Source organism: Streptomyces sp. CoH27, assembly GCF_020181035.1.
GTDB lineage: Bacteria > Actinomycetota > Actinomycetes > Streptomycetales > Streptomycetaceae > Streptomyces > Streptomyces camelliae.
This window is the reverse complement of sequence record NZ_JAIQYY010000001.1, coordinates 441218-467189: the sequence shown is the minus strand read 5'-3', so window position 1 is coordinate 467189 and position 25972 is coordinate 441218. Positions and strand designations below refer to the sequence as shown.

General features: G+C 73.7%; 22 protein-coding genes and 2 pseudogenes. 11 read left to right on the top strand and 13 right to left on the bottom strand.

The features are described from left to right. From LE548_RS02235 to LE548_RS02220, 4 genes and pseudogenes are all read right to left on the bottom strand, one after another. A pseudogene (locus LE548_RS02235) lies at positions 1-291 on the bottom strand (serine/threonine protein kinase); the annotation flags it as partial. A 2-nt stretch (positions 292-293) separates the two neighbouring features. Continuing rightward, positions 294-2429, bottom strand: a complete 2136-nt coding sequence (locus LE548_RS02230; RefSeq protein WP_225094851.1) for a bifunctional serine/threonine-protein kinase/ABC transporter substrate-binding protein — start codon at positions 2427-2429, stop codon at positions 294-296. Beyond that, positions 2426-3256: a hypothetical protein gene (locus LE548_RS02225; RefSeq protein WP_225094850.1), complete on the bottom strand. Its 831-nt coding sequence runs from the start codon at positions 3254-3256 to the stop codon at positions 2426-2428. Before LE548_RS02225 ends, LE548_RS02230 begins: the two co-directional genes overlap by 4 nt. Positions 3257-3644: 388 nt before the next feature. After that, the gene (locus tag LE548_RS02220) at positions 3645-6539 is read right to left on the bottom strand and encodes a LuxR family transcriptional regulator (protein WP_225094849.1); all 2895 of its coding nucleotides are present in this window, start codon (positions 6537-6539) and stop codon (positions 3645-3647) included. A 179-nt stretch (positions 6540-6718) separates the two neighbouring features. On the opposite strand from LE548_RS02220, the gene LE548_RS02215 reads away from it, so the two are divergent. Then, on the top strand, positions 6719-6868 hold the full coding sequence (locus LE548_RS02215) for a hypothetical protein (RefSeq protein ID WP_225094848.1): 150 nt from the start codon (positions 6719-6721) through the stop codon (positions 6866-6868). A 255-nt stretch (positions 6869-7123) separates the two neighbouring features. Here LE548_RS02215 and LE548_RS02210 read toward each other — a convergent pair whose 3' ends face one another. Next, positions 7124-7585: a DUF2267 domain-containing protein gene (locus tag LE548_RS02210; protein WP_225094847.1), complete on the bottom strand. Its 462-nt coding sequence runs from the start codon at positions 7583-7585 to the stop codon at positions 7124-7126. Positions 7586-8462: 877 nt separating this feature from the next. Here LE548_RS02210 and LE548_RS02200 point away from each other — a divergent pair. Genes LE548_RS02200 through hypE form a run of 7 tightly spaced genes read left to right on the top strand, consistent with a single transcriptional unit; the run spans position 8463 to position 16515 of the window. Further along, positions 8463-10172: a hydrogenase maturation protein gene (locus LE548_RS02200; protein ID WP_225094846.1), complete on the top strand. Its 1710-nt coding sequence runs from the start codon at positions 8463-8465 to the stop codon at positions 10170-10172. Further along, entirely contained in the window at positions 10169-10879 is a 711-nt protein-coding gene (locus LE548_RS02195) for a hydrogenase maturation protease (protein WP_374116003.1), read from the top strand. Before LE548_RS02200 ends, LE548_RS02195 begins: the two co-directional genes overlap by 4 nt. 60 nt (positions 10880-10939) lie before the next feature. Continuing rightward, positions 10940-11662, top strand: coding sequence for a hydrogenase nickel incorporation protein HypB (hypB, locus tag LE548_RS02190; RefSeq protein WP_225094845.1), 723 nt, complete (start codon positions 10940-10942; stop codon positions 11660-11662). Then, on the top strand, positions 11659-14013 hold the full coding sequence (gene hypF, locus LE548_RS02185) for a carbamoyltransferase HypF (RefSeq protein ID WP_225094844.1): 2355 nt from the start codon (positions 11659-11661) through the stop codon (positions 14011-14013). The genes hypB and hypF overlap by 4 nt, the downstream gene beginning before the upstream one ends. Before the next feature lie 3 nt (positions 14014-14016). Continuing rightward, positions 14017-14307, top strand: a complete 291-nt coding sequence (locus LE548_RS02180) for a HypC/HybG/HupF family hydrogenase formation chaperone (RefSeq protein ID WP_225094843.1) — start codon at positions 14017-14019, stop codon at positions 14305-14307. Continuing rightward, positions 14304-15449: a hydrogenase formation protein HypD gene (gene hypD, locus LE548_RS02175; protein WP_225094842.1), complete on the top strand. Its 1146-nt coding sequence runs from the start codon at positions 14304-14306 to the stop codon at positions 15447-15449. The genes LE548_RS02180 and hypD overlap by 4 nt, the downstream gene beginning before the upstream one ends. After that, complete coding sequence (gene hypE, locus LE548_RS02170; RefSeq protein WP_308029705.1) at positions 15442-16515, top strand: hydrogenase expression/formation protein HypE; 1074 nt, start codon at positions 15442-15444, stop codon at positions 16513-16515. The genes hypD and hypE overlap by 8 nt, the downstream gene beginning before the upstream one ends. A 44-nt stretch (positions 16516-16559) precedes the next feature. Here hypE and hypA read toward each other — a convergent pair whose 3' ends face one another. The 7 genes from hypA to LE548_RS02135 all read right to left on the bottom strand — a co-directional run bounded on the left by hypA (position 16560) and on the right by LE548_RS02135 (position 22898). Further along, positions 16560-16907 carry a hydrogenase maturation nickel metallochaperone HypA gene (gene hypA / locus LE548_RS02165; protein WP_225094967.1) on the bottom strand — a complete coding sequence of 116 codons (348 nt, stop codon included), beginning with the start codon at positions 16905-16907 and terminating at the stop codon, positions 16560-16562. A gap of 207 nt (positions 16908-17114) precedes the next feature. Next, positions 17115-17321 carry a hypothetical protein gene (locus LE548_RS02160; RefSeq protein ID WP_225094841.1) on the bottom strand — a complete coding sequence of 69 codons (207 nt, stop codon included), beginning with the start codon at positions 17319-17321 and terminating at the stop codon, positions 17115-17117. A gap of 19 nt (positions 17322-17340) precedes the next feature. Beyond that, entirely contained in the window at positions 17341-17931 is a 591-nt protein-coding gene (locus LE548_RS02155) for a DUF5947 family protein (RefSeq protein ID WP_225094840.1), read from the bottom strand. Continuing rightward, entirely contained in the window at positions 17928-18488 is a 561-nt protein-coding gene (locus tag LE548_RS02150; protein WP_225094839.1) for a NifU family protein, read from the bottom strand. The genes LE548_RS02155 and LE548_RS02150 overlap by 4 nt, the downstream gene beginning before the upstream one ends. Next, entirely contained in the window at positions 18481-20274 is a 1794-nt protein-coding gene (locus tag LE548_RS02145; RefSeq protein ID WP_225094838.1) for a nickel-dependent hydrogenase large subunit, read from the bottom strand. The genes LE548_RS02150 and LE548_RS02145 overlap by 8 nt, the downstream gene beginning before the upstream one ends. Positions 20275-20340: 66 nt before the next feature. Next, complete coding sequence (locus tag LE548_RS02140; protein ID WP_225094837.1) at positions 20341-21429, bottom strand: hydrogenase expression protein HypE; 1089 nt, start codon at positions 21427-21429, stop codon at positions 20341-20343. Beyond that, on the bottom strand, positions 21426-22898 hold the full coding sequence (locus LE548_RS02135; RefSeq protein WP_225094836.1) for a hypothetical protein: 1473 nt from the start codon (positions 22896-22898) through the stop codon (positions 21426-21428). The genes LE548_RS02140 and LE548_RS02135 overlap by 4 nt, the downstream gene beginning before the upstream one ends. Before the next feature lie 355 nt (positions 22899-23253). Between LE548_RS02135 and LE548_RS02130 the strand changes: the two genes are divergently transcribed. The 3 genes and pseudogenes from LE548_RS02130 (at position 23254) to LE548_RS02120 (ending at position 25014) form a co-directional block, all read left to right on the top strand. Continuing rightward, entirely contained in the window at positions 23254-23925 is a 672-nt protein-coding gene (locus LE548_RS02130; protein WP_225094835.1) for a glycoside hydrolase family 11 protein, read from the top strand. Next, positions 23922-24623 (top strand): annotated as a pseudogene (locus LE548_RS02125) (polysaccharide deacetylase family protein); the annotation flags it as partial. The gene LE548_RS02130 and the pseudogene LE548_RS02125, both read left to right, overlap by 4 nt. A 187-nt stretch (positions 24624-24810) precedes the next feature. Continuing rightward, the gene (locus LE548_RS02120; protein WP_225094833.1) at positions 24811-25014 is read left to right on the top strand and encodes an antitoxin; all 204 of its coding nucleotides are present in this window, start codon (positions 24811-24813) and stop codon (positions 25012-25014) included. A 19-nt stretch (positions 25015-25033) separates the two neighbouring features. Here LE548_RS02120 and LE548_RS02115 read toward each other — a convergent pair whose 3' ends face one another. Beyond that, positions 25034-25930, bottom strand: a complete 897-nt coding sequence (locus tag LE548_RS02115; RefSeq protein WP_225094832.1) for a LysR family transcriptional regulator — start codon at positions 25928-25930, stop codon at positions 25034-25036. Positions 25931-25972 lie beyond the last annotated feature (42 nt).

Genomic DNA, 25972 nt, shown 5'->3' with positions numbered 1-25972 from the left:
GGGGCCGGGCACGAACGCCGTGGCGAGCCACGGCTCGGGGGCTTCCGGGTCGGCGGCCAGCACCGGAGTGGTCCAGCGAGCGTCGACCCGCGCCGCCGCCCGTGCCTCGCGCCGGAAGCGGGCCCGGAAGGAGGGGTCGGCTGCGTGTTCCGCCCGGATCACCTTGACGGCGGCCAGGGTGCCGCCTTCGGAGCGGGCGAGGTAGACCACGCCCATGCCGCCGGTTCCGATCCGGGCGAGCAGCCGGTACGGGCCGATGGCCTCCGGGTCGGTGGTGAGAAGCGGACGCACCGTCACTTCCCCCGGGGCACGGGCGCCTTGTCCGGAGCCGGGCCGACATAGCGCAGGGCGCCGCCGCGCACCTGGTGGACGAAGGTGGCCGGAGTGGCGAGCATCGGGGTCCCCACGGTCGTCGAGTCGAAGACGAACTCCCGTGTGAGGCCCCGGTACTTGGTTTTCTGTAGGGGCGCGATCAGGTCCCTGGGGGCCGGACGTCCGCCCTTCGTCGCCAGGAGCCTGTCGATCAGCAGGTTCGCCGCGTCGTACCCCTCGGCCGCCCAGAACCCGGGTGCGTGTCCGTACCGGCTGCGGAACGCCTCGGCGAAGGACCGGACCTGGGCCGCGCCCGGACCGATCGCGCTCGCCACGACCGTCCAGCCGTCAGCGGCCGGCTCGGCGGCGAAGCGGGTGTCGAGCGCGGGCTCCGCCGCGTACTTGGGGCCCTTGAAATCGGCCATGCCCCGCGCGGCACGCAGCGCGCCGTCCAGCGGACCGGCGTACACGAAGGCCGCGATGCCGGCCGCGCGCATCTCGTCGAGCACCGGCTTCAAGTCGGTCGTACCGGCGGGCACGACCCGGGGGTGGGTGGCGCGGCCGTACTTGCGGACGATCAGGTTCACCATCTGGATGGTCATCCAGGACAGATCGCCGCCGCTGCGGTCCAACAGCACCCCGACGGGCGCCGCCGTGCTGGTGGCCGCCCACTGGAACGCCAGCTTCATCGCGACCGCGTTGTGCAGCGGGCGGCCGCGCAGGAACGAGCGGGTGTTCTGGAGCAGATTCTGGCCCGCGGACATGCTCAGCAGGGGCAGCAGGGCGGCGTCGTACACCGGGAGTGCAGCCTGTGTCGTGGCGTCCGTGCTCGACCCGATCACGGCCAACACGTCCTTGTCGTCGGCGAGTTGGCGGGCCGCCGTCGTCGCGCCGGCGCTGCTGCCACGGTCGTCGGCGCTGCGCAGGCGAAGCGTGAACGGCTTGTCACGGCGGGCGTTGAACTGCTCCACGGCGAGCCGTGCGCCCTGTTCCTGCGCCTGCCCGGCCACCTTGCCGGGACCGCTGAGATCCGCCTGCACACCGATCGCCCAGCCGGGCGCGGCCGGTGTGCCCGACCCGCCGTGGGTGCCGCGCAGCGCGGCCCAGGCCGCCGCCCCGCCGCCGACGGCGAGGACGGCCGCCCCGGCGGACGCGGCCGTGAGGAATCCCCGGCGGGACCGGGACGGTGCGGGGACGGTCGGCGGCTCGGCGAGGGTGGCCTCGATCTCGGGCAGCGCCAGCATTTCGGCCGACCGTTCGGCGATCATGCGGACCACGTCGGCCGGCAGCCAGTCCGCCGTCCCCGACGGCACGTCCTCCACCAGCGCGGCGTCCAGCTCGGCCGGCGTCGGCCGGGCGGCGGGATCCTTGGCCAGGCAGCGGGCCAGGACGGTCGCCGACTCCGCGTCCACGCCGTCGAGATCGGGCTCGTCGTGCACGGTCCGGTAGAGCAGCGCGTCGGTCGCCCCGGCGCCGAACGGCGGCCGCCCGGTCGCCGCGTACGCCAGCACACAGCCCAGCGAGAACACATCGCTCGCGGGGGACAGCTCCCCGGCCGCCGCCTGTTCGGGGGAGAGGAAACCTGGTGTGCCGACCACCAGGTCGGTGGAGGTGAAGGCGGTGTCGTGCGGGGAACGGGCGATGCCGAAGTCGATCAGCCGCGGGCCGTCGGCGGCCAGCAGGATGTTGCCCGGCTTCACGTCCCGGTGCACCAGACCGGCCTCGTGCACCGCGGCGAGCGCCCGCGCGAGCATCTTGCCGAGCACCCGCACGGCCCGCGGCGGCAGCGGGCCGTGCTGTCGTACGGCGTCGGCGAGGGCGGGGCCGGGCTCGAACGCCGTGGCCAGCCAAGGCTGTTCGGCCTCGGCGTCCGCGCCGGTCACCTTCACCACCCAGGGGCTCGTCACCCGCTGGGCGGCCCGCACCTCACGGCGGAACCGGCCGCGGAACTCCTCGTCGTGCGCGAACTCTGCCTGGATCACCTTGACGGCGGCGAGCGCCCCGGACTCCGTACGGCCCAGATAGACCACACCCATGCCGCCCTCGCCGAGCCGGGCGAGCAGCCGGTGGCCGCCGACGAAGGACGGGTCCGAGGGACGCAGCGAACGGTCGGTCACTTCTTGGCCCCCAGCTGGTTGCGCACTCTCGTCTCCATGTCCGCGACCGCCCGCGCCTGCACGATCAGCAGATCCTCCTGCGTGAACCCCTTGCCGCCCTGGACCGCGACGGCGATCGTCACCGGACCGAGCCGCACCTGGTCCCACAGGTAGAACAACGGGCCCTTGTCCAAAGCGGAGTTGTAGTAGGCGCCCACCTCCTCCAGCACGTCGTCGGCGGACGTGTTGCCGTTGGTGCCGTAGCCGGAGCCGACGGAGTTCAGCCCGGCGATCCGCTCGGTGGCGCGCAGCTGCTGGTCGGGGCAGCGCAGCGCCTCCTCCAGCGTCTCGGCGATCTCCTGGTCGGCCTGTGCGGTGGTCCGGTGGACGGTCACGGTCGCCGCCGTGTGCACCTCGCCCTTGCCGCCGCCGGCCGGGAGCCTGCTGTAACGGGTCAGGCTGGCCAGCACGTCACCCGGCAGCGGCTGCTGCTGCCATACACAGTCGGTGCCGAGTACCGGCCAGTCGGCGGGGTCGCTCTCGAACGGGCTGCGCCTGAGGTAGCCGGGTCCGTAGCTGTCCGGGCCGGCGGTCACCGCACGCAGCAGCTCCAGCGCCGCGGACCGGGTCCCGGGCAGCTTCGCCGGGTCCGCCGTGAAGCGTGGCGTGGCCGCGGCGGTCGAGCCGTCGTCCACCCGCGCGCTCGCGGAACCCGACGCGGGCGGGCTCGCCGTACCCGGCCCGCCGGATCCGCCGCCCGATCCCGAACACCCCGCGAGCAGCACCCCGCAGACGGCCAGCGCGACGCCCGCCCGCCCGCCGTGCCTTCGCGCCCCTGCGTTTCCCACCGTTCTCCGTTCCGTTCCCCACCTCGCCTCCGGGCTCCGCCACACCGGGCGGGCGCCCGGAGGCGAGGAGCGGGATCAACTCGACCTTCCCGCCGCGGCCTTCCGGGAAGGGGGCGGCCGTCCTGCCGGACCGGCCGGACCGGTCCCCAGGGCCACCGGTCACCGGACACGGCATGCGACGCGGCCGGCGCCCCCCGGGCACCCTCGCGGGTCGCTCCGTACGATCCCTTCGGCCCGCGTGTCCGCCGCCCCCGCAGCACCGCACGACACCTTCCCCAGCCCCGCGGCACCAGCCAATCTCGCAGATCACAGCGGGCTCCTACGTCCGTGTCACCACGTAACTTCCTACGTATCCGCGGGCGGACGGCGCCGGCGGGGCAGCCCGGTGTCATTCCGTGCCCCGCAGACCCTGGTACGGCGTGTGCGGGCCCGAAGACCTGTCGGGACGCGGTACGAGCGCGGCCAGGGCGGCACGGGACGACACACCGGTCTTGCGGTAGATGCGGGAGAGATGGGTCTCCACCGTGCGCGTGCTGAGCACCAGCTTGCCCGCGATGTCCTTGCCGGTCAGCCCCTCGGCGACCAGGGTGGCGATCTCCCGTTCGCGCGCGGTGAGTCCGGCCAGCGCGGCGTCCGGCCGGTCCGCGGCGCCGAGTACGGCGTCCCGGGTCGCGTCGGCCAGGCCCACGAGCGCCGCGGCACCACCGTCGAGCGCCAGCCGCCGGCCGCGCCGCCACGCCTGTCCGGCCCGGCCGGCGTGCTGCGGCGAGGCCGCCATCAGCGGGGCGCCGAGCAGCAGACAGTACGCCTCCCAGAACCGCGCCCCCGACCGCTCGCACTCGGCAGCGGCCTCGGCCAGCAGCCCGGCCGCGTCGCCCGGCCTGCCCTCGGCCACCGCGAGCTGCGCGGAGATGCGCAGCGCCAGCGCCCGTGGCAGCGGCAGGCCCAGCCGGCCGGCGACCTCGCGGGCCCGCCCCTCGTACGCGCGGGCCCCCGGCAGATCACCGAGGGCCAGACAGGCCCGGACCAGGATCTCCAGGAAGAGCACGTGCCGGGAGGGCGGAAACCGTTCGAGACCGGGCCCGCCCGCCCGCAGCACCAGGTCCCGGGCGCCCTCCGGATCGCCGCTGAGGAACGCCGTGTAGCCGAGCACGCTCCACGCCGTCGACGCCCACCAGTCCACGCCCGGACCCGACACGGCCACCGCCTCACGCGCCGCGGCCACCGGAGCCGGATCACCCGGCGGGCAGGCCGCGGTCAGCACCTGCGCCTTCAGCGCCATCACGAACGACAGCGCCTCGTCACTGCCCAGCCCGCGTGCGACCTCCTCGGCCTCGGCGACCTGCTCCAGCGCCGTACGTAGCTCCCCGGTCTGATTGCCGATGTGCGCCTTGACCAGCAGCAGATACGGCAGCTGGGCCACCTGCCCGGTGCGCCGCGCGACGGCGAGACCCCGATCGGCGTGCCGGCCCGCGTCGGCGAAATCCTCCAGCAGCGTCTCCGCCCAGGCCAGCCGGGCGAGCGGCTCGCACAGCCCGGTCAGCTCGTCGTCGGGCAGCGCGTCCACCAGCGCGGCGGCCCGCCGGGCGGCCTGGCGCGCCGCCGCCATGTCACCCTCGTACGCCTCACCGAGCGCGGACACCGCGAGCACGCCCGCCTCCGCCACCTCGTCGCCCAGCGACCGGGCCGCCGCGAGCGCCCGTACGACGGTCGCCCGGACCTCCCCGTAGGCGGCGGCCCGGGACGCCGACGAGCCCAGCTCCCGGCCCAGCGCCACCATGTCGGCCGGCGCCGGGCCGGGCCGCCGGTCCAGCTCCCGGCGCAAGAGCGCGACCGCCTCCGCGTAGCGGCCCAGGCGCCGTTCCATGTCCGCGCAGCTCACCACGGCCGGCACCCGCACCGGGCCGTCGTCCGGGCCCTGCGCCAGGGCGATCACCTCGTGCAGCAGGTCCCTGCTGTCCCGCAGCCGCCCGGCGGCGCCGAGCGCCCGGGCCCGCTCCAGCAGCCAGCCCCGGCGCCGGGCCGCGTGCTCCGCGGTGTGCGGGAGATGGCGCAGCGCCGCCTCCCACCAGTGCGCGCTGCTCGCCGGTGCCGTCCGCGCGGTCTGCCGGGCCGCCCGCACCAGTACACCCGCCGCGTCCGGGTCCCAGCCGGTCAAGGCACGCTCCACATGGTGCGCCTGCTCGGCCGGGGGAGCACCGGTCCGGGCCAGTTCGGCGGCGGCCCGGCGATGCACGGCCGCGCGCCGCCAGGGTTCCATGCCGTCGTGCACGAGGGAGCGCAGCACCGGGTGGCGCAGGGCCAGCCGGTCGCCGCTGCCCGAGCGCAGCAGATCACGGCGCGCCAACACGCCCAGGTCGTCGAGCAGTTCGGCCTCCCGACGGCCGCTGACCGCCCGCACCAGAGCGGGGGTCGCCTGGTCGCCGAGGATCGCGACCGTCTCCAGTGCGCGCAGCTGGTCCTCGGTCAGCGGGCTCAGCTCTTCCAGCAGCAGCGACGTCAACCCCAGGGCGGGCAGGGCCTGTCGGGCGCCGGCTGTGCGGTGGGCGTGCAGCAGGGCCAGCAGATAGAGCGGGTTGCCCTCGCTCGCCGCGTGCAGCCGGTCCAGCTCCGCGGGCGCCAGATCGGGGGCGAGGCGTTCGGCGCACTCCTGCCGGGGCAGCGGGCCGAGGTCCAGCCGGAGCACGGTGTCGGCCTCGACGCCCCGGGTCAGCGACGCGGCGAGCGGTGCCGGGCTCTGCCGGGCCCGGCGGGCGACCAGGAGGACGACGGGTCCGGGCGCGGGGTGCCGTACCAGATGGTCCAGCAGATCCCAGGACGCCGGGTCCGCCCAGTGCAGGTCGTCCAGCGCCAACAGCAGCCCCGGGCCGCTGACATGGGCCAGCAGTGCGGCCGTCGCCCGGTGCAGCCGGAACCGGTCCACGCCCCCGCGGGCACAGCCGTGCAGCACGGGGGCGGCGTCGGTGACCGCGGCGAAGCCGTCCGGCGCGCGCGGGTCGAGGTCGGCGAAGGCGTCGGTGAACGGCTGGAGCGGCAGATGCCGTTCGTACTCCGTCGCCCGGCCGCGCAGCACCGTGAACCCGCGCTGCCGGGCCCGCCGGCACACCTCGCTCAGCAGCCGGCTCTTGCCGATGCCGGCCTCCCCGGTGATGTCCACCACCGACGGCGTTCCGCGCTCACCCCCGCCCGCGAGCACCTCCGCCAGCCGCGCGAGTTCGGCGGCCCGGCCGACCAACGGGGCGGCCCGCCCGGCCGCCGCCTCCGCGCCGATCCCAGCCTCCACATGTCCCCCTCCGTACATCCGTCCGCCCCGGCGGCCCTCGCCTGCGCATCTGTCAGACAGATCATCGCCTGTGGCCGGGGTCCGCAGAAGACGGTCACAGGACCTTCACAACGGCGGACGGTGGGTGCCCGCGGACCGGGGGACTCGGGAGATGTCGTCGCACGGAGGGAGAGCCTCCAGTGATCATCGTCGCGGTTCTGCTGCTGCCCGTCCTGACCTTTCTGCTCTTCGGCCTCGACCAGGTCGAGGACCGGTGGATCGCCCGGCCTTCGACCCCCCACCACGCCCGCCACCGCCGCCGGGGCCGTTTCCCGGCCGGCCGGCGCTGAGCGGTCGCGGGGACGCGTCCGCCTGCGGCTGATGAGCGGTCCGGATCCAGCGGCTCCGGCCTCACCCGCATGACCTGGTCCCGATGACCTGTCGACGGCGGCGGGTGCCGATGAGCTGGTCGACGATGGCGGGTGCCGATGACCTGGTCGATGACGGCGTCGGAGGTCACGCTCCGGACCGCGCCCTGCGACCTTGCCCCGCGACAGCCCCGCCACCGCGCCGTGCGCCCGCACCGGCCTGCCGCCAGCCTCGGCTCAGCCCGCGTTCCCGGTGCCTTCGGCGCCTTCGGTGCCCTCGGTCTCTTCGGCCGCCCGGCCCACCGGCAGCAGCGCGCGGATGTCCGCGGGCAGCGCGGCCGCCATCCGCCCGGTCAGTTCCGGGGCGACAGCGGCGTCCAGCACCTCCAGCACGGCGGCGGCCTCCCGCAGCGCCGTGTCCTCGTCCGTGCCCGCCCGGTCGGCGATACGGCCGGCGAACGCGGTCAGTCCGAACCGTTCGCCCGCGGTGCCGGCGTCGGCCCCCGCGCAGGCGTCGGCCGCCTCCCGCATCGCCGCCGCCATGTCGGGCGGCAGCTGAGCGGCCACATGCCGGGCCAGGCCGGACGGGAGCCGCTCCGACAGCGTGCACACCACGGCGTGCGCGGCCCGCTCGGCAGACCCCCGGTCGGGCAACTGGGCGAGTGCCTGCACCTTTCCGATCATCTCGTCGTGCCGCATGAGGCCGGTCCTTTCCGGATGAAGTTCTCCCAGGCACGGTCGGCGCACCGAGGCCACCGCAGGGCCGGAGCCGTGAACAAGGAGGTGAGGGAGCCATAGCGCGCGAGCGGGACGTCACCCTGGTCGTCGTCGCGTGCGGTGTCCGTCGTCATGGGACCTCCGGTGCCTGTCCGGACCTGCGGCGGTGCGCACCGGGTTCCCCGGGGTGAGCGGGCGACACGCGGGCGCGAGCGACACGGGCACCGGCGGCACATGGGCGAACGCGTGACGTGGGCGAAGCCGTACATGACCTGATACGCGGTGACCGCCTCCCCGCCGAGCGGCGGCGCGCCGGCCTCCGCGCTGCGCGAGGTGCGGGCCCGGCAGGCCGCGACGGTCGCGGCCTGGCTGCGCTGTCCCACCGAGATCGACGCAGGCCTGGTCGGCGTGACCGGTTCCGGGGCGCCGGCCGCCCCGACGGGATCACCGGCGCCGTACCGGACGGCGACGCGACGGCCGAGGACGACCGGGCCTGGCACACCTGGGTGGACGAGGTGGTGGCCGGCCGGGCGGCGGCGCTGCTCACCGAGCCGGCACCGGCCGCGCCCGCTGTCGCTGCCCTCGCGGGGCGCACTCAAGAAGCCACGGCGGACCTGACGGCCGTCACCCCGAGGCCACGGGAGGCGAGCCCCGCGCTCGCCGCTGTCGCAATTGCTGCTGCTCGCCGGTCAGTCCATGACGGCTGTCACCCCAGCCGGAGGGGCACGAGGACGACCACGGTCAGGCCTTCGAGGACCTGCGCCAGGCGATCCGGATGGAGGAAGAGACCTGAGCCGCGCGGACGAAACGCCGCAGCGGTCCTTCACCGCACCCGGAACAGCGACGACCATGGCATGTCATGAACATTCTGCTCGTGGCCAGCGCGTTCAACAGCCTCTCCCAGCGTCTGTACGCCGAACTGTCGGATCTCGGTCACCACGTCGACGTCGTCCTCGCCTCGCACGGCCCCGACCCGGTCCGGGCCGCCGTGCGCGACCCGCGGCCGGATCTGGTCGTCGCGCCGATGCTCAGAACGGCCCTGCCGGAGGACGTGTGGCGCGAGCACACCTGCCTGATCGTGCACCCGGGGCCGCCCGGCGACCGTGGCCCGTCCGCGCTGGACTGGGCCATCGACGGACAGGCGGCGGAGTGGGGAGTGACCGTCCTGCAGGCCGAGGCGGCGATGGACGCGGGCGACATCTGGGCCGCGCAGGCGTTCCCCGTGCCGCCCGTCGGCAAGAGCGACCTGTACCGCAACGAGGTCTCCGACGCCGCCGTCACCGCCGTCCTCACGGCCGTACGGCGCTACGCCGAAGGGTCCTACAAGCCCCGCCCGCAGACCGACGAGTCCGTCAGCATGGTCTGGCGGGGCGCCCTGAAGCAGGAGCGGCGCCGCATCGACTGGGCAGGCGACGACACCGGGACGGTCCTGCGCAAACTCCGCGGTGCCGACTCGCAGCCGGGCGTCCTGGACGAGCTCCTCGGGCGGGAGGTGTTCCTGCACGGCGGACACCCCGAGGACGAGCTGCGCGGCCGGCCCGGCGAGCTGCTGGCACAGCGCGCGGGCGCTGTCTGCCGGGCCACCCGGGACGGCGCCGTCTGGATCCCGGAACTACGCCCCCGCAAGAGCTCCGGCGACCCCGCACCCTTCCGGCGCCCGGCCGCCTCCGTCCTCGCCGCCTGGGAGCCCGACCTGCGCCTCCCGGACGCCGCCGCCCCGCTGGAACTGCCGGCCGGCCGGCGCACCTGGACCGACATCCGCTACCGGCAGCGCGGTGACGTCGGCTTCTTGGGCTTCACCTTTCCCGGCGGTGCGATGAGCACCGACCAGTGCCGCCGTCTGCTCGCCGCCTACCGTGACGCGTTGACCCGCCCCACTCGGGTCCTCGTGCTCGGCGGGGAGCGTGACTTCTTCTCCAACGGCATCCATCTGAACGTCATCGAGGCGGCCCCCGACCCGGCCGAGGAGTCGTGGACCAACCTCAACGCCATGGACGACCTGGTCGAGGCGGTGCTGCGCACCACCGACCGGCTGGTGGTGGCCGCCCTCGCGGGCAACGCGGCGGCCGGCGGAGCCATGCTCGCCCTCGCCGCCGACGAGGTGTGGTGCCGCACCGGCATCGTCCTCAACCCGCACTACCGGCGCATGGGCCTGTACGGCTCCGAGTTCTGGACCTACACCCTGCCGCGCCGCGCCGGAGCCGAGCAGGCCGGCCGGCTGACCACCGAGGCCCTGCCCGTCAGCGCCGCGTCCGCCGCGCGGCTGGGGCTGGTGGACCGGGTCGTACCGGCCACGACCGGTGACTTCCCGGCCGAGGTCGAGCGGCTCGCGGCCGGACTCGCCGCCGCACCCGGCCTGGACCGGCGGATCGCCGGCAAGGCCGCCGCCCGCGCCGCGGACGAACACGAGCGCCCCCTCGCCGACTACCGCGCGGCCGAACTCGCCCGCATGCATGCCCTCTTCTACGACCCGCGGGCCCCCTACCACGCGCTGCGCTCGGCCTTCGTGCGCAAGACACCCACCGGCTCGCCCCGGCCCCTGGCCGCGCCCGCCGGGGACGTCCGGTGACGGCCCGCCTGCTGGTGGCGGGCGTCGGCAACGTGTTCCTCGCCGACGACGCCTTCGGCCCCGAGGTGATCCGCGCCCTCGATCAGCGCCCGCTGCCGTCCCAGGTGCGCGTGCGCGACTACGGCATCCGGGGCATGGACCTCGCCTACGACCTGCTCGACGGATACGACACCGCCGTCCTCGTCGACACCGCGCGGCGCGGCCATCGCCCTGGCACCCTCACCTTGATCGAGACCGAACCGCCCGACGCCACCGTCGTACCCGAGGCCCACGGCATGGACCCCGCGAAGGTGCTCGCCCTGGCCCGGCACCTGGGCGACGAGCCACTGCCCCGGGTGCTCCTGCTGGCCTGCGAGCCCGCCGTGCTGCCGAGCGGGGACGACGACATCCTCCCGGGGCTCAGCGCACCGGTCCGGGCCGCCGTCGACCATGCCGTGGCCGCCCTGCACACCCTGATCCCGGCCCTGCTCGCCGACCCCGCCGGGCCCGTGCCGATCCCCGCCGGGCCTGTCACCGCGTCGGGTAGCCCGGTCTCCGCCGGTCCCGTGCCTGCATCGGGTAGCCCGGTCCCCTCCGGTCCGGTCCCCGCCTCGGGTCGCCCGATCCCCGCCGGTCCCGCCCCGGCGTTGGGCCGCCCGGTGGAATCCGGGCCCCCGCGCCCGGCTGTGCTGCCCGGCAGCGCAGCCGGCGGGGCCGAAGATCGGTGAGACCCCGGGCCGCATCCGATGCGGCCCGGTCCCCGCCGCCGTATCCGAGGAGCAGCGCCCATGTGCCGGTCCGACGTCCGCCAGGCCGTCCTGGCCAAGAACGACGACCTGGCCGCGGGCCTGCGCGGCGACCTCGCCGGACAGGGCGTGAGCGTCGTCAACCTGCTGTCCAGCCCCGGCAGCGGCAAGACCGAACTCCTCGGCCGGGTCCTGGCCCGCGCGGTCGGGCGGGGCGTGCCGGTGGCCGCGCTGACCGCGGATCTCGCCACCGAGAACGACGCCGTACGGCTCGCCCGGTCCGGGGCGCCCGTCCAGCAGCTGCTCACCGACGGACTGTGCCACCTGGAGGCCCGCCAGGTACGCGCCCGGCTGGACGGCTGGCTGCCGCCGGACACCCGGCTGCTCTTCGTGGAGAACGTCGGCAACCTCGTCTGCCCCGCCGCGTACGACCTCGGCGAGACCTTGCGGATCGTGCTGATGGCGGTCACCGAGGGCGAGGACAAGCCGCTGAAGTACCCGACCGCGTTCGGCTCGGCCCATCTGGTCGTCATCACCAAGACCGACCTCGCCGAGCCGGCCGGCTTCGACGAGAGCGCCTTCCGGACGAACGTGCACCGGGTCAACCCGGGCGTGGAGATCGTCCGGTCCTGCGCCCGCACCGGCGCCGGTGTCGACACCCTCCTGGACCGCGCCCTCGCCGCCCGGGACGGCATCCCGCACCGCCCGCCCCTCGCCCCGCGTCCGCACGGCCATCACCCCGCCTCCCCCGCTTCCCTCGCATGACCGCCCCCGCCGCCGGCCTCGTGCGCCGCGTCGTCATCGTGCGGGGCACCGTGCAGGGGGTCGGCTTCCGGCCGTACGTGCACCGCCTCGCCGCCGGACTCGGCCTCGCCGGATTCGTCGGCAACACCGGCGACGGCGTGCACATCGAGATCGAGGGCCCCGCGGAGGAGGTGCACCGCTTCTGTGTCCGCCTCGCCGAACAGCCGCCGCCGCTGTCCACCGTGACCGCCGTCGACTGCGCGGACCTGCCCGCCACGGGCGACACCGGCCCCTTCGCCATCCGCTCCACCGAGCGGGCCGGCGGCCGCACCGAGCTTCCGCCCGACACCGCCACCTGCGCCGACTGTCTGCGCGAACTGGCCGATCCGGCCGACCGGCGCCATCGGCACCCGTTCGTCACCTGCACCCACTGCGGCCCCCGGTTCACCATCGCCACCGGCATGCCGTACGACCGCGCGGCCACCACCATGGCCGGCTTCCCGATGTGCCCCGCCTGCGCCCGGGAGTACGGCGCCCCCGCCGACCGGCGGTTCCACGCCCAGCCCGTCGCCTGTCCCGACTGCGGCCCGAGGCTCGCCCTGATCCCGGCCGACGGCCTCGGGGTGCGCCCGGCCCGGGACGCGGACGCCCTCGCGGCCGCGCGGGCGCTGCTGGCCGCCGGGCGGATCGTCGCCGTTAAGGGACTCGGCGGCTACCACCTGGCCTGCGACGCCACCGACGCCCGGGCCGTGGCCACCCTGCGCGGCCGCAAGGAACGGGGCGGCAAGGCCTTCGCGGTGATGTGCGCGGACCTGCCCACGGCCGAGCGGATCGCGGTCGTCTCCGACGCGGAGCGGGCGGCCCTGACCGGCCCGCACCGCCCCATCGTCCTGCTGCGCCGCCGCACCCCGGCAGACGGCCCCGGCCTGGCCGACCAGGTCTGTCCGGGCAGCCCGCACGTGGGGGTCATGCTGCCCTACACCCCCGTCCACACGCTGCTGCTGGGGCTGCCCGGCGATCACCCCGGCCCCCGCATGCTCGTCATGACCAGCGGCAACCGCTCCGGCGAACCCATCGTCACCGACGACACCGAGGCGCTCACCCGGCTGGCCGGGCTCGCCGACGCCTGGCTCACCCACGACCGGCCCATCGCCTGCCCCTGCGACGACTCGGTGCTGCGGGTGCGCCCCGACGGCAGTACCCAGGTGCTGCGCCGCTCCCGCGGATACGTGCCGCGCCCCCTGCGCCTGCCGGTCCCGGTCCGCCCCACGCTCGCGGTCGGCGGCGACCTGAAGAACGTCCTCTGCCTGGGCGAGGGCGACCACGCCTGGTTCGGGCCGCACATCGGCGACATGGGCGAACTGGCCACCCTGGAAGCCGCCGAGCGCGCCGAGCGGCACCTGGCCCGCCTGACCGGGGTCACCCCGGCCCTGGTCGCCGCCGACCGGCACCCCGGCTACCACTCCACTCGCCGGGCCCGGCACCGGGCTGCGGGACTGCCGGGCGGCTGTCTGCGGCTGGTCCAGCACCACCACGCCCACATCGCCTCCGCGATGGCCGAACACGGCCTCGACGGCACCGCCCCCGTCATCGGGGTCGCCTTCGACGGCACCGGGTACGGCGACGACGGCACGGTGTGGGGCGGTGAGGTCCTGCTCGCCGGCTACAGCGGATACCGGCGCTACGCGCATCTGGCGCCCGCGCCGCTGCCCGGTGGGGACGCGGGCGTGGCCAACCCGTGCCGGCAGGCGCTGGCCAGGCTGTGGGCGGCCGGGCTGGCCTGGGAACCGGACCTGCCGAGCGTACGGGCCTGCACCGAGACCGAACTTGCTTTGCTCCGGCAGCAGTTGACCAGGAGGACGGCCTGCGTCCCGACGTCCGGCATGGGCCGCCTGTTCGACGCGGTGTCGTCCCTGGCGGGGGTGTGCCAGCGGGCGGGGTACGAGGCGCAGGCCGCGCTGGAACTGGAGGCGGCGGCGCTCCAGGCCGCGGACCACGACGCGGTGGCGTACCCCTTCGGCCTCACCGGCAGGGGTGTCCTCGTGTGCAGTCCCGTGCCGATGCTGCGGGACCTGCTCGCGGACCGGCGGCGCGGCACCCCCGCACCGGTGCTCGCCGCCCGCTTCCACCGGGGTGTCGCGCACGTCGTCGCCCGGATCTGCCGCCGCGCCCGCGCCGACACCGGCCTGCGCACGGTCGCGCTGACGGGCGGCGTCTTCGCCAACGGCCTGCTGGAGCGGCAATGCACCGCGCTGCTGGCCGCGGACGGCTTCACGGTCCTCAGGCACGGCGAAGTCCCCCCGAACGACGGAGGACTGGCGCTCGGTCAGCTCATGGTCGCGGGAACGGCAAGGAACCGACGGACGGAGTGACCCATGTGTCTCGCAGTGCCCGGCAAGGTCGTGTCCATCGACCGCGATGCCAGTCCGCTGACCGGGCTGATCGACTTCGGCGGTGTGCGCAAACAGGCATGCCTGGAATACCTGCCCGACGTGCGAGTGGGGGAGTACGTCATCGTCCACGTCGGGTTCGCCCTCCAGCGTCTGGACGAGGAGTCAGCCCGCGCGTCCCTGGAACTGTTCGAGCAACTGGGGCTGCTGGACGAGGAGTTCGGTGATGCCTGGGAGCAGGCGGCCCGGCAGCGGAACGGGAGTGAGGCCCGGTGAAGTACATCGACGAGTTCAACGATCCCGAGCTGGCCCGGCGGCTGCTGGACGAGATCCACGCCACCGCCACCCGGCCCTGGGCGCTGATGGAGGTCTGCGGCGGCCAGACCCACTCCATCATCCGCCACGGAATCGACCAACTGCTCCCGGACGAGGTCGAGTTGATCCACGGCCCGGGCTGCCCGGTGTGTGTCACCCCGCTCGACGTCATCGACAAGGCCCTGGAGATCGCCGCCCGCCCCGGAGTGATCTTCTGCTCCTTCGGGGACATGCTGCGCGTGCCCGGCACCGACCGCGACCTGTTCCGGGTCAAGGGTGAGGGCGGTGACGTACGCGTCGTGTACTCGCCGCTGGACGCCCTCGACCTCGCCCGGAGGAACCCGGACCGCGAGGTCGTCTTCTTCGCGATCGGCTTCGAGACGACCGCCCCCGCCAACGCCATGGCCGTCCACCAGGCCCGACGTCTCGGTGTCGGCAACTTCAGCCTGCTGGTCTCCCACGTCCGGGTGCCGCCGGCGATCGAGGCCATCATGACGGCACCTGACTGCCGGGTGCAGGGCTTCCTCGCCGCCGGACACGTGTGCAGCGTGATGGGCACCGCCGAGTATCCCGACCTGGCCGACCGGCATCGGGTGCCGATCGTGGTGACCGGTTTCGAGCCGCTGGACATCCTGGAGGGCATCCGCCGCGCCGTGCGCCAACTGGAGCGTGGCGAGCACCTCGTGGAGAACGCCTACCCGCGCGCCGTACGCGAACAGGGCAATCCGGCGGCCCTGCGCATGCTGCAGGAGGTCTTCGAGGTGACCGACCGCAACTGGCGCGGCATCGGCCGCATCCCCGCCAGCGGCTGGCGGCTGTCCGACGCCTACCGGCCGTACGACGCCGAGCACCGGTTCGACGTCACCGGCATCCGCACCGAGGAGCCCGCCGTGTGCCGGGCCGGCGAGGTGCTCCAGGGGCTGATCAAGCCGACCGAGTGCGAGGCGTTCGGCACGGCCTGCACACCGCGTACCCCGCTCGGGGCCACGATGGTCTCCAGCGAGGGCGCCTGCGCGGCCTACTACCTGTATCGGCGGATGACCGACGGCCCGGCACGACAAGGGTCCCGGATCCCGCAGACGGAGGTGAATCCCGTTGGCTGACCTGGCCACCGATGCGGTCGTCGACCCCTCGAACTGGACCTGCCCCGCCCCCCTGCGCGACCAGCCGGTCGTCGTCATGGGCCACGGCGGAGGCGGTGCCCTGTCCGCCGAACTGATCGAGCAGGTCTTCGCACCGGCCTACGGCAACCCCACGCTGGCCGCGCTCACCGACTCGGCCGTCCTCGACCTCGCCGGAACCCGGCTGGCCTTCTCCACCGACTCCTACGTGGTGCGGCCGCTGTTCTTCCCCGGCGGCAGTCTCGGCGACCTGGCCGTCAACGGCACGGTCAACGACCTGGCGATGAGCGGCGCCCGGCCCGCGTTCCTCTCCACCGCCTTCGTCCTGGAGGAGGGGGTGGAGATCAGCGTCGTCGGGCGCGTCGCGCAGGCCATCGGCGCCGCGGCGCGGGCCGCCGGCGTCACCGTCGCCACCGGCGACACCAAGGTGGTCGAGGCCGGACACGGCGACGGCGTGTACGTCACCACCGCCGGCGTCGGCCTCGTGCCCGACGCGGTCGACATCCGCCCGCAGCGCGCCCGGCCCGGCGACGCCGTCCTCGTCAGCGGGCCCATCGGCCTGCACGGTGTCGCCGTCATGAGCGTGCGCGAGGGCCTGGAGTTCGGCGTCGAGATCGCCTCCGACACCGCGCCGCTGGCCGGCCTCGTCGCGGCGATGCTGGCGGTCACCCGGGACCTCCACGTCCTGCGCGACCCGACCCGCGGCGGGCTCGGCGCGTCCCTGAACGAGATCGCCCGCGCCTCCGGCACCGGGGTACGGCTGGACGAGCGGGCCGTCCCCGTCCCGGACGAGGTCCGCAGCGCCTGCGGCTTCCTCGGGCTGGACCCGCTGTACGTGGCCAACGAGGGCCGGCTCGTCGCCTTCGTGCCCGCGGAGCATGCCGACGCCGTGCTGGCGGCGATGCAGTCCCATCCGCAGGGCACCGGAGCGGCCCGTATCGGCACGTGCGTGGCCGATCACCCCGGCATGGTGGTCGCCGCCACCGGCCTCGGCGGCACCCGCGTGGTCGACCTGCCGCTGGGCGAGCAACTGCCCCGCATCTGCTGAGAAACCGGCGAGGCGGCCGGCCCCGGGGGGGGCCGGCCGCCCGCTCAGCGCGCCGGTTCGACGCCCGTGATCTCCAACTCCCGCCCGCTGCGCAGGTCCTGTGAGGGCCGGTCACAGCGCGGACACCAGAAGTACGGCGGCATGCCGACCGCGAACTCCTCGGCGCACGGCGCGCAGTACGCCTGGGCGGCCACCTGTTCGACCACCAGCCGGGCGGCGGCCAGCGCGGTACCCTCCCGGGCGACCTCGAAGGCGAAGTCCAGCGCGTCGGGAACGACACCCGACAGCTCGCCCACGCGTACCGTCACCGACGAGACGCCGCCGGCCCCGTCCGCGCGGGCGATCTCCTCGGCCTGCTCCACGATCGCGGTCGCGATCGACAACTCGTGCACGGCCGGCTCAGCGGTGGCGGCGGTCGGCGCACGGGCCACCGGTCATCCGATAGATCCTCAACTCGCGCCTCACACTGGGCAGTTGCCTGATGAGCAGAGCCAGTAGCAGGCCGCCCACCACAGCCGCCTGGGCGATCAGCACCTGACGGCCGGACATCGCCGACCTCGCGGTCGGGCAGCGCTTCCTCACGGTCACTCCCTGTTTCCTCATCCCGGTGAGATGTTCGGCATGACCTTCAGCACGGCGTCATGCCGCTTCGAGTGGATCCCCGTGGAGCGGCGCGCGTCCGCGGTGCCGTCCTCGTGGTGTCCGCCCTGCCGGCCGTACGGGCCCTTGTTGCCCTGGTGCAGACCGGGTACGTGCGTGGGCGTGTCGGGCCTCGCCTGGGCTCGGCCCACTCGGATGCTGCCCATGGTCATCTCCTTTCCGGCTTCACGACCGCTCGGTGAGCTCCGCGAAGAACCGTTCCACGGCCGGCCACACGCGACCGCCGCCGGACAGCCCCCGCCACTCACGGCGTACGAGGGCGACCATCCGGTAGCAGTCGTCGACCGGCACGATCCAGTGTTCGTCCAGGCCCCGCACGGTGTTCACCAGCAGCGCCTCCACCTCGGGTGCCACGGAGGCGAGCGGCGGACACCCGGCGGACAGCCGCTGCCAGGCCGCCGTGTTCACCTCCCAGCGCATGACCCCGGCCGGGCTCGGGCCCTCGGCGCTGACCGTGCCGTCCTCGTGCGGCACGAAGAACACCAGCCCCACCGGGACGCCCAGCACCGCCGTGTCCACGGACGGCAGCCGGACCCGGCGCCGGGGCACGAGCCGGTACCGGCCCGCCGCGTCCCCGGGGAACAGCACCGAGCACGGCGCGCACACGCACCGCACGGCTGCCGCACCGGTGTCGTACAGGTGCGGGTGGCCGTCCGCCACGGCAGCGGCGCACAGGTCACAGCGCTCGGCCTCGGCGGCCGCCGCGCGGTCCGCGGCGGACCGGATGACCCGGGCCAGCGCCCCGTCCATGGTCATCGCGCCTCCTGCGGCCGTACCGCGCGGTGGGTCACCGTCGCCAGCGGGACGAACGCCGGCGCCGTCCGCGGCCCGGCGGCCTCCGGCACCAGGGACACGGCCGTCAGCTCGGGCGCCGCGGCCAGCACGGCCGCCCGGACGGCCGCCAGGGCGTCGTCCGCCCCGCCGCCGCACCCCGCCCCGCACCCACCGCCCGCGTCCAGCCGGACCCGGGCCACACTCCCGTCGATGCCGGCCCACTGAAGGTCGCCGCCGCGCTCGCGCACCGCGGGCCGCAGCCGTTCGACCGCGCGGGCCGCCCGGCGCTCCGGTGGCTCGGGATGGATCGCGTGCAGCACCAGCAGATGCCCCACCAGCTCGTCCTCGGCGAGCCTCGCCCGCAGCGGCGCGTCGGCGTGGTCCAGCACCCGGCCGAGCGCCTCGCCGTAGACCTCGGTCAGCAGCGAGACCGCCTCCAGCGCCGGGCCGGGTGCGGACTCCAGCCCGGCCAGCACCTCGTCGAGCCGGGCCAGCCGTGCCTCCACCGCCGGGTCGGCGAGCCGTAGGGCGTCAGCCATGGTTCGCTCCGTACGTCGGCGAGTGCACCGTGGACAGCGTGCGGCCCTTGCCCATGTACATGTGCACACCGCACGGCAGACACGGGTCGAAGCTGCGCACCGTGCGCATGATGTCGACGCCCTTGAAGTCGTCCGGGCCGTTCTCCTCGAAGATCGGCTGGCCCTGCACGGCGTCCTCGTACGGGCCGGGTGTGCCGTAGATGTCGCGGGGGCTCGCGTTCCACGGGGTCGGCGGGTACGGGTGGTAGTTGGCGATCTTCTTGTCCCTGATCACCAGGTGGTGGGAGAGGACACCGCGCACCGCCTCGTGGAAGCCGCAGCCGATCGACTCGTCCGGCACCTCGAAGTTCTCGAACACCTTGGTGTCCCTCGAGTGCAGCATCCCCATCGCCTCCTCCAGGAACTGCAGGGCCATGGCGGCGGCGTAGGCGACGAAGTAGGGCCGGGCGCGATCCCGTTCGATGGTGTTGCTCCATTTCGGGATGCGCCACTCCAGCGTGGTCTCCGGCAGCGTCTCGCCCTTGGGCAGGGAGATGCGCACGCTGTCGCCGGTGGCCTTGACGTACGGCGTGTCGACCAGGGCGCTCAGCGCCGTCGACCACAGCCGGGCGAGCGGCCCGCCGCCGGTGTCCAGCGCGAGGTGCTGTCCCGTCTCCGGGTGGTACCAGCGCGGGCTCATCACCCAGCTGTACTTGCCGTCGAAGTCCCGCTTCTGCGGCACCGGGACGGTGGTCTGGTTCCAGGGGTGGCGCATGTCGACGGGGTTGCCGAGCGGGTCGTGGGTGACGAACGGCTGCTCGTTCACCCAGTCCTCGTAGTAGGAACTGCCCAGCATGATGCGCAGGCCCAGGTTGATGTCGATCAGGTTGTTGGTGACCAGCTCACCGTCCACGACGATGCCGGGCGTGACGTACATCGCCCGGCCCCACTCGTTCATCGTCGCGTAGCGGTAGTCGACCACGTCGGGGTTCTGCCAGGCGCCCCAGCAGCCCAGCAGGACGCGGCGCCGGCCGACCTCCTCGTAGCCGGGCAGGGCCTCGTAGAAGAAGTCGAAGACGTCGTCGTTCATCGCCACCGCCTTCTTCACGAAGTCGATGACACGCATCAGCCGGGAGAGGTAGTCGGTGAAGGTGTTCGGCTGCGGCATCGTGCCGACACCGCCCGGATACATCGTGGAGGGGTGCACATGCCGCCCCTCCATCAGGCAGAACATCTCCCGGGTGACCCGGCTCATCTTCAGCGCTTCCTTGTAGACCTCGCCCTCGAAGGGGTTGAAGGCCTTCATGATGTCGGCGACGGTCCGGTACCCGTGGACGTCCCCGCGGGGCGCGGCCGTGCGCTCGGCGCGGGCCAGCACTCCGGGGTTGGTGGCCTTGACCATCGCCTCGCAGAAGTCCACGAACACCAGGTTGTCCTGGAAGAGCGTGTGGTCGAACATGTACTCGGCGGCCTCGCCGAGGTTGGTGATGTGCTCGGCCAGCTTCGGCGGTTTGACGCCGTAGGCCATCTGCTGGGCGTAGTTGGAGCACGTGGTGTGGTTGTCGCCGCAGATGCCGCAGATGCGGGAGGTGATGAAGCCCGCGTCGCGGGGGTCCTTCCCCTTCATGAACACCGAGTAGCCGCGGAAGAGCGACGAGGTGCTGTGGCACTCGACGACCTCCCGGTTGGCGAAGTCGATCTTCGTGTAGATGCCCAGGTTGCCGATGATCCGGGTGATCGGATCCCAGGACATGTCGACGAGCTGGGCGGGTTTGCGTGCTGTGGGCCGGGACTCGGTGGTGGTCATCTGCGGTGCTGCCCCTCGCTGTTGGGGTGGTGGTGCGGGCGGGTCGGGGATGCGGGACGGACGATGTCAGGCACGCCAGTGCGGGTCGTAACCGCTGGTCAGCTTGCGCTTGTTGTGCCGCCACCGCGGCTCGTGGTTCACCATGTCGTTGGTCAGCCCGCGCAGCCGGCGGATGACGGCGCCGTACGGCTTGATGACGAGCGACGACAGGGCGCCGCCGGGCGGCTCGTCCATGAACGGCATGAAGGTGTCGGGGAAGCCGGGCATCGTGCAGCCGATGCAGATGCCGCCGACGTTGGGGCAGCCGCCGATCCCGGCCATCCAGCCCCGCTTGGGCACGTTGCAGTTGACGACAGGGCCCCAACACCCGGTTTTCACCAGGCACTTGGGGGAGTTGTAGTCCAGGCCGAAGTCGCCCTGCTCGTAGTACGCGCCCCGGTCGCACCCCTCGTGCACGGTCTTGCCGAACAGCCACTGCGGACGCAGCATGTGGTCCAGCGGCGGCGGGGGAGCGGCACCGGCCGCGTGCTGGAGCACCCAGATCAGGGTCTCCATGAAGTTCTCCGGCTGGATGGGACACCCGGGCACGTTGACCACGGGCAGCCCGCCCTGCGACCGGTAGTCCCAGCCCAGGTAGTCCGCGAGTCCCATGCAGCCGGTCGGATTGCCCGCCATCGCGTGGATGCCGCCGTACGCCGCGCAGGTCCCGGCGGCGACCACCGCCCAGGCCTTGGGCGCCAGTTGGTCGATCCACCAGTTGAGCGTCTGCGGCTCGCCCGTATCCGGGTCGTTGCCGAACGACGTCCAGTAGCCGTCGCCCTTGATGACGTTCTGGTTCGGGACCGAGCCCTCGATCACAAGGAGGAACGGGGTCAGCTCGCCCCGTGCCGCCGCCCGGTACGGGGCGAGGAAGTCCTCGCCGCCCAGGCTCGGCGAGAGCACCTTGTTGACGAGATGGACCTTCGGCAGGCCCGGGATGAGACCGAGCACCACGTCCTCCAGCGAGGGCTGGTCCGCGGCGGTCAGCGAGACGGTGTCGCCGTCGCAGCTCATGCCCTCCGAGATCCAGAGGATGTGGATCTCGTCGAACCCGCTGGACGCCTCGGCCCCGCCGGGCTCGTCGCGGACATCGGTGGTGTCGCGCTGTGTCGTCATGTCTGCGCCTTCCGTCGGAACCGGTCGCCGAGTGGGTGGTGGACCGCCGGGTCCGGGCCGTCCGCGGGTGCGAGCGGTTCGAGTTCGGCGGGCCGGAAGTAGTGGAAACGGCCGTACCAGCCGTGCAGTTCGGCAGCGGGATCGTCGTCGACCGTGACGGCCAGGTGCACGCTGCCGTCCACGTCGTGGAGGACCGCGGCGACCTGCGCGGTCCGCCCCGCCAGGAACATGTCCTGGGCGTCCGCACCCCGGCCGCGCGGGCACAGCCGCACCCGGCTGCCGGCACCGACGGGAACCCCGGCCACGAGCACCGAGTCGGTGGTCGGGGACAGTCCCTCGTCGCCGCCCTCCTGCCACCACGCGGGCCGCCCGGAAGGCGGGGTCTGCGCGGCGTCCGCCCGTGGCTGCGCGGGGGCCAGGGAACGGATCGCGCCGTGCAGCCGGGAGAGGACCTCCTGGGGCAGCGCCTCCACCCGGTCGAGGATCTGTGCGGCCCGCGCGTCGGTGGCCCGCGCCTCGGCCTTCTCCTCGTCGGTCAGCAGCATCGTGCGCAGCGTGAGGATCTCGTCGATCTCCGCCGCGTCGTGCAGATCGCCGGGACTCTCCGGAGCGACCTGCGGAAAGTCCGGCAGGATGATCGGCGCGGAGAGCAGCACGGCGCCCGTGCCGTCCGCCCGGGGCGCGCCGCCCAGCACGGGGAACGTGAAGGCGTTGCGGCAGCCGCGCGCGTGCTCCGCGAGACCCTCGGGCGGATCGATCAGCGACACGAACTCCACGCCGTCCCCGCCGACGAGGGTGTGCGTGGCGATCAGCGCCTGCCGCAGCGCCTCGCCCCGGGGGGCCCGGGGATCCGCCGGCTCGCCGGTGTTCTCGGTCCGCACCCGCAGCCGGTACAGGTCCGGTGCGAGCGGCTCGGCCGCCACGGTGGTCCGGGCCCGCACCTCCCGGCACCGCCGCACGGTCCGTCCGGCGTCCGACGGCAACGGCTCGTACTCCGTGCCGGCGGGCGCCCCGACCTCGACGGTGCGCCCGCCGTGCAGCAGGTCCCGCAACGGCAGCACGAGGTCGGTCTCGCGCGGCACCGCCTCCTCGAACGACAGATGCGCGGCACCGTCGGCCGACCGCAGGGACGCGACCGGGCGGTGCCGGCCGTCGCCGCCGGGCGCCTCGACCTGCTTGTCCCGCATCTGCAGATACCGCACCCGAACCCGTACGACCGCGTCGGCCCGCCGCACCCGCAGCAGGCACTCGGTCCGCTGGTACCAGGAGTCCGCGGAACCGGCGATCCCGGGCTCGACCGGGCCGTCCCGCTCCGCCCAGGCACGCGGCAGCAGCACCCCGAACTGCCAGCGGACCCGGTTCTTCGGCGAGGACCGGCGGTACGGATAGAGCAGGTAGCCCTCGTAGAGCACCGCGTCCGCGACGGCGCCGACCTGCTCGAAGCCCTCGGGCCCGAGTCCGTCCGTCATGCCGCCTCCTCGTCGCCGGTGTACGCGCGGATCCCTATCCCTCACGGTCACACCCGTCACGGCCGCTCGCCCCTCCGGAGGACTGTCATTGGGCCGCTCAGGGGATGACGAACAGTTCTTCGAAACATTCGAAGGGCGGAGCTCAAATTACGATCTTGCCTTCCGGGGTGCCGGCTCTCTTGTTGAAATTCTTTCTTTGACAAGCCATTTGAAATGCTGGAATAAGAATCAGGCCACTTGATCACGTAGACGAATGTTTCGAAATAATCACCGAAACTGTTGACAGCTGACATGCCCAGGCCAACACTCCCCTCCTAGCCACACCCGCACAGGCCGTACGAGGAGGAGGCACGACATGAACGCGTTCGACCACGCACTGAGCCGCCGGAGCGCAGGCGCCCTGCTGCTGGGCGCCGGGGCCGCACTGGCCCTGCCCGGCACCGCCCGCGCCGCCACGGTCATCACCACGAACCAGACAGGCACCAACAACGGCTACTACTACTCGTTCTGGACCGACGCCCAGGGCACGGTCTCCATGACCCTGGGCTCGGGCGGCAACTACAGCACCAGCTGGAGCAACACCGGCAACTTCGTCGCGGGCAAGGGCTGGAGCACCGGCGGACGCCGGAGCGTGACGTACTCGGGCAGCTTCAACCCGTCCGGCAACGGCTACCTGTCCCTCTACGGATGGACGTCGAACCCGCTCGTCGAGTACTACATCGTCGACAACTGGGGCACCTACCGGCCCACGGGCGCGTACAAGGGAAGCGTCACCAGCGACGGCGGCACGTACGACATCTACGAGACGACGCGGTACAACGCCCCGTCCGTCGAAGGCACCAGGACCTTCAACCAGTACTGGAGCGTGCGGCAGTCGAAGCGGACCGGCGGCACCATCACCACCGGCAACCACTTCGACGCCTGGGCCCGCGCCGGGATGCCCCTCGGCAGCTTCAAGTACTACATGATCCTGGCGACCGAGGGGTACCAGAGCAGCGGAAACACGAACATCACGGTGATGTCATGAGGGCTGTACGACCGCTCGCGTCCCGTCCGACGGCCGCGGCCGTCGGGGCCGCCACGGCCGTCTTACTGGCCGCCGCCGGCGCGCTCACCGCCGGCGCCGCCCCGTCCCACGCGGCCGGCTGCTCCGGCTATGTCGGTCTCACCTTCGACGACGGCCCGTCCGACGCCCACACCCCGGCCCTGCTGAGCGCGCTCAAGCAGTACGGACTGCGGGCCACGATGTTCAACGAGGGCCGGTACGCGGCGGCTTACCCCGCCCAGGTCCGGGCCGAGGCGGCTGCCGGGATGTGGATCGGTGACCACAGCTACACCCATCCGCATCTGACCCAGCTGAGCCAGGCGCAGATCGACTCCGAGATCTCCCGCACCCAGCAGGCTATCGCGGCGGCAGGCGGCGGCACACCCCGGTTGTTCCGCCCGCCGTACGGCGAGACCAACGCCACGGTCAAGGCGGTGGCGGCCAAGTACGGCCTGACCCAGGTCATCTGGGACGTCGACTCGCAGGACTGGAACGGCGCGACCACCGACGCCATCGTCCAGGCCGTGTCCCGGCTGACCAGCGGCCAGGTCGTCCTCATGCACGAATGGCCGGCCAACACCCTGGCCGCGATCCCGCGCATCGCCCAGACCCTGGCGAGCCGTGGCCTGTGCGCGGGCATGATCTCCCCGCAGACGGGCCACGCCGTCGCTCCCACGGGCTGACCCGGCCCGCGCACCGTCGGCACGGCGCAACGGCCGCCGTGCCGACGGGCTTTCGCGCGCTGCCGCCGACCCGATGCCTCGAACGCGCCCTCCCCGGTGCCTCGAACGCCGTCTTTCCGGCCCCCCTCCGCATGGGATCATGGACCGGGTCCGCCCCGGCAGCCGGAGGAGAGGGGATCCGCACATGTTCGACGCTCTGAAGAACCTGAAGGACACGATCGAGGACATCGCCGAGGCCCACGGCGACAAGATCGCCGACGGTCTGGAGAAGGCCGGCGACTTCATCGACGACCGAACCGGCGGTAAGCACAGCGACACGATCGACACGGCCGTCGACAAGGCGCAGGACCTCGTCGAGAAGCTGGGCGAGAACGGCAAGAAGCACTGACCCCGGGTGTGCGCACCGGTCACGGGGAGCGCGCGAGGTCGAGACAGCAGCGCACGAAGTCCTGTACGACCGGATTCCGGTCGTCGGCCCGGGCCCAGGCCACGCCCACCCACGTCGGCCCCACTCCCGTGACCGGCCGGTAGACCACGCCGGGGCGGGCGTAGAACCGCGCGGCGGATTCCGGCGCGAGGGCGATGCCGTAGCCGCTCGCGATGGCGCTCAGCCAGTCGTCCGGCTGCTCGGTGACCGCCCCGATCCGCACCGGACGGCCCGCGCGCTCGTCGGCGGCCAGCCAGTGGTCGCGCCACGCCCCGGTCTGCGCCGGCGCGGCGACGAACGGCTCGTCCCACAGCTCACGGAAGGCGATCTCGCTGCGCCCCGCGAGCGGATGCCCGCTCGGCAGTGCCACCCAGCGCGCCTCGCTGAACAGCACCTCCACCCGCAGCGCGCCCTGACCCGGGAACGGCAGCCGGAGCAGCGCCGCGTCCACCTCGCCGTCGGCCAGCCCCGCACTCGGGTTCGTCCAGGCCGCCTGCCGCAGTTCGGCCCGCCAGCCGGGCCGCCGCCGGGCGAACTCGGCGACGATCTCCTGGGTGGCCTCGTTGGCCGCGCTCGCCACGAACCCCACGCGCAGCACCCGCGCCGAACGCCGCCCGGCGGCCCGCGTGGTGCGCAGCGCCTCGTCCCAGGACGCGAGCAACTCCGGCACCCGGTCGGCCAGTTCACGGCCCGCGTCGGTCAGTGCCATCCCGGTGCGCGAGCGGTCGAAGAGCCGTACGCCGAGCTGGCTCTCCAGCTGGCGGACCTGCTTGGTCAGGGCCGGCTGGGACACGAACACGCGCTCCGTGGCACGGGTGAGGCTGCCCTCCTCGGCGACGGCGAGGAACGAACGCAGCAGACGCGTGTCGATATCCATTCCCACAGGTTATAGAAGCGGGTATTGGACGGCACAATAGCC